Source organism: Myxococcus sp. CA023 (genome assembly GCF_010998615.1).
Taxonomy (GTDB): Bacteria; Myxococcota; Myxococcia; order Myxococcales; family Myxococcaceae; genus Myxococcus.
On sequence record NZ_JAAEAH010000055.1, the window covers coordinates 62,841 to 69,370 of the forward strand.

General features: G+C 66.8%; 8 protein-coding genes and 4 tRNA genes. 10 read left to right on the forward strand and 2 right to left on the reverse strand.

Annotated elements, in window-relative coordinates; translation table 11 throughout:
- Positions 1–27 precede the first annotated feature (27 nt).
- Complete coding sequence (locus F8M74_RS23650; protein ID WP_141258457.1) at positions 28–732, reverse strand: HAD family hydrolase; 705 nt, start codon at positions 730–732, stop codon at positions 28–30.
- A gap of 53 nt (positions 733–785) precedes the next feature.
- Complete coding sequence (locus F8M74_RS23655; protein ID WP_228560299.1) at positions 786–1,319, reverse strand: HEAT repeat domain-containing protein; 534 nt, start codon at positions 1,317–1,319, stop codon at positions 786–788.
- Positions 1,320–1,528: 209 nt separating this feature from the next.
- Between F8M74_RS23655 and F8M74_RS23660 the strand changes: the two genes are divergently transcribed.
- From F8M74_RS23660 to F8M74_RS23705, 10 genes are all read left to right on the forward strand, one after another.
- Positions 1,529–1,921 (forward strand): DsrE family protein, encoded by a 393-nt coding sequence (locus tag F8M74_RS23660; RefSeq protein ID WP_140790772.1) that lies wholly within the window; start codon positions 1,529–1,531, stop codon positions 1,919–1,921.
- Positions 1,922–2,139: 218 nt separating this feature from the next.
- On the forward strand, positions 2,140–3,390 hold the full coding sequence (cglB, locus tag F8M74_RS23665; RefSeq protein ID WP_141258455.1) for an adventurous gliding motility lipoprotein CglB: 1,251 nt from the start codon (positions 2,140–2,142) through the stop codon (positions 3,388–3,390).
- Positions 3,391–3,471: 81 nt separating this feature from the next.
- Positions 3,472–4,473: a RimK family alpha-L-glutamate ligase gene (locus F8M74_RS23670; RefSeq protein WP_141258454.1), complete on the forward strand. Its 1,002-nt coding sequence runs from the start codon at positions 3,472–3,474 to the stop codon at positions 4,471–4,473.
- Positions 4,474–4,535: 62 nt separating this feature from the next.
- A complete protein-coding gene (locus F8M74_RS23675; RefSeq protein WP_216620762.1) occupies positions 4,536–4,985 on the forward strand; it encodes a hypothetical protein in 450 nt (149 codons plus the stop codon).
- Positions 4,986–4,991: 6 nt separating this feature from the next.
- Positions 4,992–5,840: a 23S rRNA (guanosine(2251)-2'-O)-methyltransferase RlmB gene (gene rlmB, locus F8M74_RS23680; protein WP_141258452.1), complete on the forward strand. Its 849-nt coding sequence runs from the start codon at positions 4,992–4,994 to the stop codon at positions 5,838–5,840.
- Positions 5,841–5,972: 132 nt separating this feature from the next.
- Positions 5,973–6,045, forward strand: a tRNA-Thr gene (locus F8M74_RS23685).
- A 56-nt stretch (positions 6,046–6,101) separates the two neighbouring features.
- Positions 6,102–6,185: transfer RNA gene (locus tag F8M74_RS23690), tRNA-Tyr, on the forward strand.
- A gap of 10 nt (positions 6,186–6,195) precedes the next feature.
- Positions 6,196–6,271, forward strand: a tRNA-Gly gene (locus F8M74_RS23695).
- A gap of 25 nt (positions 6,272–6,296) precedes the next feature.
- Positions 6,297–6,372 (forward strand) — tRNA-Thr (locus F8M74_RS23700).
- A gap of 19 nt (positions 6,373–6,391) precedes the next feature.
- Positions 6,392–6,530 (forward strand): GTP-binding protein (locus F8M74_RS23705; RefSeq protein WP_228556459.1); only part of this gene is annotated, 139 nt, incomplete at its 3' end.

The window sequence follows — 6,530 nt, forward strand, 5'->3', positions numbered from 1 at the left end:
CGAGCACCGAGCGGACGGGCAGGGGACTCAGCGCCCGCCGAGCAGAATCTCCAGGGCCTGGGGATGCGAGAAGTCAGGAAAGGCGACCGTGGCCCCTGCGTCGAGGAGGGCCTGCACGGAGAAGGTCCCGGTCCCCACGCCGATGCACTCGGCGCCGACGCACTGGGCCGCATGGACGTCCTTGGGCGTGTCGCCGATGACGACGACCCGGCATTCCTCCACGGGGGCGCCCAGCTTCGCGGCGCCGGCCTTGGCGCCGCAGCGAATCAGCTCGGTGCGGTCCTCGTTGTCGCAGCCGAAGCCACCGAAGTCGAACTGGTCGTAGATGCTCACGCGCTCCAGCTTCACGCGGGCGCCCTCACGGACGTTGCCCGTGCCCAGTCCCACCGCGAACCCGGACCGCGACCGGGCTTCCTTCACGGCCTCGCGCATGCCCGGGAAGACGCGGTATCGCTGGTCATCCACCTTGTGGACCTCTTCGGCGAGGTGGGCGACGTAGGCGTCGATGACTGCGTCGATGGCCGCGGCCGAGTCCTCCACGCCGATGATGTGCATCGCCTTGCGGACGATGGCCCGGTCGGTCATGCCGGACATTGGGAACGAGTCGCACGCGTCCCGCCGCCCGTGCAGCTTCTCGAAAGCGGCTTCCATGGAGCGGCGCCCCGCGCCGCCAGTGGTGACCAGGGTTCCATCGATATCGAAGAGGAGGACGGTGGGACGCATGCCCCCCATCTAATGGAAGCCCCGGGCCGACGCGAGCCCGGAGTCAGGCGGACCGTGTCCCCTCAGGGCTCGACGAGCGTGAGTCCACGCTGGAGTGCCTCGCGGACCAGGGCGCGCTCCTCGATGGGGAGTCGGTCCTCCAGCGCCTGCCGGGCCTGCTGCCCGCCCAGGCGTCCGAGCGCCACGGCCACGGCTTCTCGGACCTGTGATTCCGGGTCCTGCAGCCGGGAGATGAGCGTGGGGATGGCGTCCAGCCCCAGGCACTTGCGCAGGGCGTCCGCCGCGCTCGCACGCACCACGGCCGGGGCCTTCGCGTCCTCGAGCACGTCGCGGATGGTCACCGCGCCGCCTGATGGATCCACCAGCGCCAGGGAGGACACGGCGAGCGTCCGCCGCGCGGTAGGGGTACCCTTGTCCACGACGAGCGCCGACAGGACAGGCGCCGCTCCTGGCCCCAGGCGCTTCCATGCGTCATCCGATGGGGCGCCAGTCCGCGTCGTCGCATCGAGAAGTGCGACCACCTGGGCATGGACGTCGGCGCCAGGCGAAGGCGCGCTGGTGACGAGGGCAGGCTCCGAACTGGCGGAAGCACTCATGCGGGCCAGTCCTCCGGACCCCGCGAGCAAGAAGCCTCCGAGCACCACGGGGCGCCAGGCGAGATGGCGGAGGGACCACGAGGAAACGGCGCCAGGACGTGGGGGGAGGGTGGTCGCCATGGGGGCTTCCCGGACAGAAGAGGGACGTTTCCAATTTATACGTCATTGGTGCCGCGACGGGATGCGAAGGCCGTTATGGTCGGCGCGTCATGGCCGGACGGGTCCTCTTCTTCCTTCAGCACGCCACGTACGAGCCGGCCTTCCAGGCCGCCACCATGGGAATCACCGCCGCCGCCATGGGCGACGAGGTGTACTTCGTCTTCGCCTTCGATGCGCTGCGCCAGCTCGTGGGTGGCGCCTACGGCCAGCCGTCGAGCGAGCGTGAGCACGAGGAGTTCACGCGCGCGGAGTCACTCGGGGTGTTGGCGCCGCCGCACATGCTGGCGGAAGCGCGCACGCTGGGCGCCAGGCTGATCGCCTGCGACACCACAGTCCGCATCTGCGGCTACGAACCGGAGTCGTTGGAGGGCACCCTGGATGAAGTGATGGGGATGGCCTCGATTTGGCGACTGACCGCGGGTGCACGGGTGCTCACCCTGTAGTCGGTGGGCTTTGGCCCTACGTACGCCGCTCTTGGCCGCCTAGGTATCGCTCTGGCTGTAACGTCGCAGTGGCATCCAAACGGCCAGGAATCAGTCCGCCGATGCTGTAGCGCCCGACGGGAATGACGCGATAACCTGTGGCCACGCCGTACCCCTTTGGAGAACCCGGCCGCGCGGGAAGTCCCGCGTCCCCCAGTAGCAGAAGGAATTCATTGCCTATGCGCTCCAAGCTGCCCCTCCTGAGTGCACTCTCCGTCGGTGCCTTCGTCCTGGCCTGTCAGACGTACGACTTCGAGCCGGTGGAGCCGCTGGCCATCGCGCAGACGACGAAGGAGGAGGTCATCAACGCCCGTCAGAGCAAGCCCAACATCATGCTGATGGTGGATACCTCCGGGTCGATGACGTTGCCGGTGAATCCGTCGCCTGCCTGCGACGTGGAGTTCCAAGGGAACATCGTTCCCTGTGGTCACGATGCGCCGTGCAACGTCGATGTTTGCCCCACACGTTGGACCGCGCTGCAGTCGGTCGTTCCTCAGTTCCTAGAGAACAGCGGTCGTTTCGTTCGTTTCGCGTTGACGACGTATCCCGAGACGCGGGGAGGCACGTCGATTCCGGACCTGTGCCGTGCCTCCACTGCTGGAGCCCTGCTTAAGACGCTGCCCGAGCAAGAAGATGATGATTCACTGCTGGCGCATGCCAATGAAATCAACACCCTGCTGCAGGGCATCCCCAATGGTGGTGCGGGCCGGCCTCAGGGCGGTACCCCGACGAGCGGAAGTCTGAACTTCGTGGGAGGGCTTGAGGGGCTCCAGGACCCCAACCGGAAGAACTTCGTCATCCTCCTGACGGACGGTTTGCCGAACTGTAACGAGAGGAACCCTTATAGCGGTGCAGACACGGAGTTGTGCAAGTGCACCATCGAGAACAACCAGTGCCAGCTTGGCTATCTCCACCGTGGATGCCTGGACTCCGATGCCTCCGTGACTGCTGTACGTGAACTTCATGAGAAGGGCATTCAGACCATCGTCATTGGCTTCGGCGCAGAGACGGCGGTGGGGGATGGGCCAGCGGTGCTTGAGGCGATGGCGCGGGCGGGTGGCTTCCAGCGGACGTGTGACGCGGCGCGCCCGTGCGGCGAGGGTGACACGTGCAACCCGACCACGGGTCTGTGCAACCGCTCCTTCTTCCAGGCCGGGAATCAGGCTGAACTTGCTAGCGCTCTGGAGGAGATCAGTCTGGCGGTGACGTTGAAGGAGCCTTGCCTGATTCGGCTGGATGGTCCCCAGCGCCCGACCGACCCCAAGCTGCTCGTGGTCTACGTGGAAGGCGAGCGGACTCCATCGAGCGACAGCACGTGGACGCTGAATGACGACGGTGTGCTCTTCACGGGGCAGACCTGCGAGCGCATCCTGGCCTCCACCCCGGAGTCGCCCGTGAAGATTGAAGTGCGGGCCATCCGTCAGCGTTAGTCCAGCGGTTCGCGGGGCGGCTTTACCCGGCGAGGGGCGGGGATTATAGGTCCCTCTCTCCCCGGAACGGCCGCCCCGCTCATGAAAGCCACGATCCTCTCGCGCTCCGCTTCCATCCCGTCCACTCGGCGACTTGTCGAGGTGGCGCGCGCAAGAGGGCACCGGGTGCGGGTCCTCAACCCACTCCGCGTGCAGATGCACCTCGATGGGCGCAGCGCCACGCTCTACTACGGCCGCAAGAAGCTGGCGCCCACGGACGTCGTCCTCCCTCGCATCGCCCAGTCCATCAGCAACTATGGCCTGGCCGTGGTGAATCAGTTCGGCCTGGCGCGGGTCTCGCTCGTCAACCACGCGCAGGCCATCGCGCAGTCGCGCAACAAGATGCGCTCGCTGCAGTTGCTCTCGGCGCACGGCATCGACATTCCGTCGACGGTGATGGCGCGCGACGCGGCTCACCTCAAGGAGATGGTGGGCTTGCTGGGCGGCGTGCCCGTCCTCGTCAAACTGCTGCAGGGGCAGGAGAAGCACGGCGTCATGGTGTGCGAGAGCCTCCAGTCGCTGGAGGCCGCGCTCGAGGCCGTCCTGGGGCTAGGGCATAACCTGGTGATGCAGGAGTACGTGAAGAGCACGGGCATCGATGTCCGAGTGCTCGTCGTGGGAGGGCACGCAGTGGCCGCGGTTCGTCGCCGCCCGCGCCCCGGGCGCCTGGCGCACACCCTCATCAAGGGGGCCCGGCTGGAGGCGCACGAGCTGTCACCCGCCCAGCGAGCCACCGCGGAGAAGGCCACCCGGCTCATCGGGCTCGAAGTGGCGGCGGTGGACCTGCTCGACGTGCAGGGCCAACCCAAGGTCTTCGAGGTGAACAGCTCCCCCGCGCTTCCTGAAATGGAGGCGGCGACGGGCGTGGACCTGGCCTCGCTCATCATCATCCGCGCGGAAGCGCTCGTGGCGGGGGAGCCGCCCGTTTCCGTGCCGGACCTGTCGCCTCCGTCGGCCCTGCCCGCGTCATCTGAGCCTGCCCAGCTCCCCGTGGACCGGAAGGGCCCGGGACGCCGCGCTCGGACCGGCGAAGGCGGCGCGTGAAGCGAAAGACGGCCCCCTCTGTCTCAAGCGTGATACGCACCCATCGTTTCCAGGAGACGCCCATGCTTCGTCGCCAACGCCTTTCCTCCCTCGCCGCCCTGTTGGCAGCAGTGACCTGCTCCGCGCCCGTACTGGCCGCGGATGTGGATCCGGCCTCGCTGTATGAGATCTCCACCGAGGGGACCTCGACCCAGGTCAAGGTGGGGGAGAAGGGGACCTTCGTCCTCGCCATCAAGACGAAGGCGGGTGCCCATGTCTCCGACGAGGCGCCGTTGAAGCTTGAGGTGAAGGGGAGCCAGTTGACCCCGGCCAAGGAGAAGCTGGTCCTGGCGGACTCCGTGGCGAAGAAGGCCGAGGGTCAAGCCTTCGCGGACCCTCGCTTCGAGGTCCCCTTCACGACGGCCGCCGCGGGCAAGGGCTCCGTGGACGCGAAGCTCGTCTTCTTCATCTGCACGGAGAAGATCTGCGCACGTCAGCAGAAGACCTTCTCCCTTCCTGTCGAGGTCCTCTGAGTGCCCATGCGTGAGCGTTCTTCCAAGGGCGGCCGTGGTGGTGAGCGCGCAAGCGAAGAATCCCCCCAGCGCGCCAGCCGGGGCGAGCGCGGAGGCGGCGAAGCCTCCCGTTTCGTCTACGGGGTGAATCCCGTCCTGGCGGCCCTTCGGGCCCGGCCGGACGAGGTGGAGCGCTTGTTCCTGGTGGAGGGGCAGCTCGGCGCTCGAGCGGCGGGAGAGCTGCTCAGCCGGGCTCGCGAGTTCGGCATTCGCGTGGAGAAGGTGACGCGCGAGCGCCTGGGCACGCTGGCGGAGGGCGGCGTTCACCAGGGCGTGGTGGTCGAGCTGCGCGGCTTCAAGTACGCGGAGCTGGAGGACCTCCTGGAGGCCGCGAAGGCACTGGGACAGCCTCCCCTGGTGGTCGTGCTGGACGGAATCCAGGACCCGCACAACCTGGGAGCCATCATCCGCTCCGCCGATGCGCTGGGGGCCCACGGCGTGGTGATTGCCAAGGACCGGGCGGTGCAGGTGACGGGGACCGTGGCCAAGGCGTCCGCCGGGGCCGTGGAGCACAGCCGCATCGCACGGGTGGTGAACATCTCCCGGGCCCTGGAGGAACTGAAGGAAGCCGGCCTGTGGGTCGCCGCGGCGGACGTCGACGCCAAGGAGCCCATGTGGAGTGCCCGGCTGGATGGGCCGTTGGCGCTCGTCGTGGGGGCCGAGGGGGCAGGCGTCCGGGACGGGGTGCTCAAGCACTGCGACTTCCGCCTCCGGATTCCGATGGCGGGTCAGGTCGGTTCATTGAATGCATCCGTTTCGGCCGGCATTCTGCTATACGAGGTCGCCCGCCAGCGGGGCACCGTCTCCGGCCGGTAGCTGAAGTTTGGGATCAATCTCCTTGACTTGGGCGAACGGGAATTCTAGAAGGGCGCCCCTCTCAGGGCGGTGACGGGTGGTTGACGGAGTCGCTGGGGCGGGGTAGGGCGGCAGTCGCAGTACCGGATGAGTGCCGGTGTAGCTCAGCTGGTAGAGCAACTGATTTGTAATCAGTAGGTCGCGGGTTCAAATCCCGCCGCCGGCCAGGTAGGACGGGGCCGCGGATGAGGGCCCGGGATGTGGTAGGACAAGTGAATATCTGGAGGGATACCCAAGCGGCCAAAGGGAGCAGACTGTAAATCTGCCGGCTCTACGCCTTCGATGGTTCGAATCCATCTCCCTCCACTCGGCAATTGCGGGAATAGCTCAGTTGGTAGAGCGTCAGCCTTCCAAGCTGAATGTCGTGGGTTCGAATCCCATTTCCCGCTCCAAATGTTGTAGTCACAGCATCGCCAAGCCCTGATAGCTCAGTTGGCAGAGCGCATCCTTGGTAAGGATGAGGTCACCAGTTCAATCCTGGTTCAGGGCTCCATTTATTTTTGAGGAGTGTCATGGCCAAGGAGAAGTTCGAGCGTAACAAGCCCCACGTGAACATCGGCACGATCGGACACGTGGACCACGGCAAGACGTCGCTGACGGCCGCCATCACCAAGGTGCTGGCGAAGACGGGCGGCGCCACGTTCCTGGCGT

Excerpts from the sequence above, each read along its gene's own strand:
- F8M74_RS23675 (WP_216620762.1), top strand. The coding sequence starts at position 4,536 with ATGCTTCGTCGCCAACGCCTTTCCTCCCTCGCCGCCCTGTTGGCAGCA.
- F8M74_RS23655 (WP_228560299.1), bottom strand. The coding sequence starts at position 1,319 with ATGAGTGCTTCCGCCAGTTCGGAGCCTGCCCTCGTCACCAGCGCGCCT.
- rlmB (WP_141258452.1), top strand. The coding sequence starts at position 4,992 with ATGCGTGAGCGTTCTTCCAAGGGCGGCCGTGGTGGTGAGCGCGCAAGC.
- F8M74_RS23650 (WP_141258457.1), bottom strand. The coding sequence starts at position 732 with ATGGGGGGCATGCGTCCCACCGTCCTCCTCTTCGATATCGATGGAACC.
- F8M74_RS23660 (WP_140790772.1), top strand. The coding sequence starts at position 1,529 with ATGGCCGGACGGGTCCTCTTCTTCCTTCAGCACGCCACGTACGAGCCG.
- cglB (WP_141258455.1), top strand. The coding sequence starts at position 2,140 with ATGCGCTCCAAGCTGCCCCTCCTGAGTGCACTCTCCGTCGGTGCCTTC.
- F8M74_RS23670 (WP_141258454.1), top strand. The coding sequence starts at position 3,472 with ATGAAAGCCACGATCCTCTCGCGCTCCGCTTCCATCCCGTCCACTCGG.